Below are 2018 nucleotides of genomic sequence, written 5' to 3' on the forward strand. Positions count from 1 at the left end.
CCCGGGTTCGACAGTTGGTGGGCATGCGGCGGTGGCGAATCTGCGGGCTGACCTGCGGTGATGGGGATGGGGAGGCTTCGGGGCCGTTTGCCTACGGCTCCGAAGCGCGTTTTCCCAGTTCAGCGGCTATTCGGGGGTCTTGAGGTCGCTCATCTTTGGCGGGAGCGGGACACCGCAGTCTTTGAAGAGTTTGGCCTGGGTGTCGGTGAGCCGGGTGGTCTGCTGGAGGCTGCCGGCGGGGCCGGAGAGCGTGACCTGGTGGATCCGGCCGAGCTCGGCGGCGATCTTGGGCCAGGTCTGGGCGGTGCGGCGTTCAGCGACGCGGATCAGTAGCAGGGCGAGCCAGCACAGCAGCACGTGAGCGCGTATCCGCTCGTCGAGGCGGTGGTAGACCGGCCGCAGGTCGAGGGTGGATTTCATGGTGCGGAAGGCGCGTTCGGCTTCGAGGAGGTTCTTGTAGCCGAGCGCGACGTCCTCGGCGGACAGGTCGGGGTCGCTGGTCGCGAGGAGGTACTTGCCGTCGAGGCGGGCCTCGGCGGCGACCTTGGCGGTGTCGATGGACAGCCGTCCGGTGGTGGGGTGCTGCTTGAGCCAGCGGCCGAGGGCAGGATGGTCGCGAAGTGCGCATTCGGCCTTGCGGTGCGGGGCGTCAGATGGGGCTGCGGGCCGTTTACCGGTCTTGGCCGCCTTGGCCTTCGCCTTGGCCGCGTCCGCCTCGCGGGCGGCCTTGACGCGCGTCAGCTCCTCGCGGATCGCGGCGAGTTGGTCTTCGCGTCGGGCGGCATCACGTTCGGCTTCGGCGGGGTTGTGGCAGATGATGAAGCGTCTGCCCGCGTCGCCGTCGAGGCGGACCTCCTTGACACGCAGGTTGTCGCGCACTTGCTGGTAGCGGCCCTGCCGGGCCAGGGCCTGCTCGGCGCGGTGGGAGCCCTCGCGCATCTTGATGCCGGTGATGTAGTGGCCGCCGGCCCGGCGCAGGTAGGACTGGTTGGCCTCGGACGAGAACCCGGTGTCGCAGACCGTGACGACCCGCCCGAGCCGCCAGTCGCGCAGGCCGTCCTTGACCTCGGTGATCACGGTCTGGTCGTTGGTGCCGCCCGGCCAGGTCCAGCAACGCACAGGGATGCCCTCGCGGGTGACGGCCAGTCCGATGACGATCTGCGGCAGGTCCTTGCGGTGGTCCTTGGAGTGCCCGTACTGGCGCAGGCTGGAGGCCTCGCCGTCCGGGTCGTCGGCTTCGTCGCGTTCGAAGTAGGTGGAGGTGGTGTCGAAGAAGACCAGGTCGACTTCGAGGTTGAGCAGGTGGGCGGCGGAGAAGAACACCGCTTCCTGCACGGCAGCGTGGGTGTCGGCCTCGACCAGGAGGTCCATGGCCCGGTAGGCGTGCTGCTCGGCCAGTGCGTCCAGGCCGGGGATGACCTGGTCGCGGGTGGCCCACTCGGCCGCGGCGAGCTTGGAGGCGGGGGCGATGGCCCGGTTGGCGACCAGCGCGAAGACGGTGCGCTCGACGTCGGTGCGGAACTTGCGCCCGCCGATGCGCGAGGCCAGGGCGCTGTCGATGCCCAGGACTGTCCACAGCCCGTCGAGCAGCCAGCTCGCCCCGAGCGGCCGGGAAGACTCCACCGTCAGCGGCCCGACATCCTCGGCGCCCAGCGGCGCGGCGACCCCATCCTCCTCGCCGAGGTAGCGGTTGATCGAGGCGACCAGGCGGCGCAACCCGTCGACGTCCAGGCGGTCCTCGCGGCCGAAGTTGACCAGCACCTCGGCCTGCGTGGTGCCGCCGACCCGCCGGTTGTGGGCGAGTTGGAGGTAGCGCGCCACCGACCCGTCCTTGTTCCGCCGCTGGATCTTCCGCAAGTACATGCCCGCATCATCAGGCAACAAGCCTGACCAGAGCAACACCCGAGGTAAATCCGTTTGCCCACACCTCTAGGCAGTCTCACATGGACGCCAGCCCTCTCACCTGCACAGATCCGCCGCCGACCCGCCCCGCATGCCCACCAACTGTCGAACTCGGG

The 2018-nt window shown here is 69.5% G+C and carries 1 protein-coding gene; it reads right to left on the bottom strand.

All coding sequences use genetic code 11. From position 1 onward, the window contains the following. Positions 1-126 precede the first annotated feature (126 nt). A complete protein-coding gene (locus EFE23_RS27755) occupies positions 127-1863 on the bottom strand; it encodes an IS1634 family transposase (protein ID WP_123243811.1) in 1737 nt (578 codons plus the stop codon). Between the last annotated feature and the right edge of the window lie 155 nt (positions 1864-2018).

This window comes from Micromonospora solifontis (assembly GCF_003725545.1).
GTDB classification, from domain to species: Bacteria; Actinomycetota; Actinomycetes; order Mycobacteriales; family Micromonosporaceae; genus Micromonospora; species Micromonospora solifontis.

What these genes read in the sequence shown, in the direction of transcription:
- EFE23_RS27755 (WP_123243811.1), bottom strand. Translation starts at nt 1,863, where the DNA reads ATGTACTTGCGGAAGATCCAGCGGCGGAACAAGGACGGGTCGGTGGCG.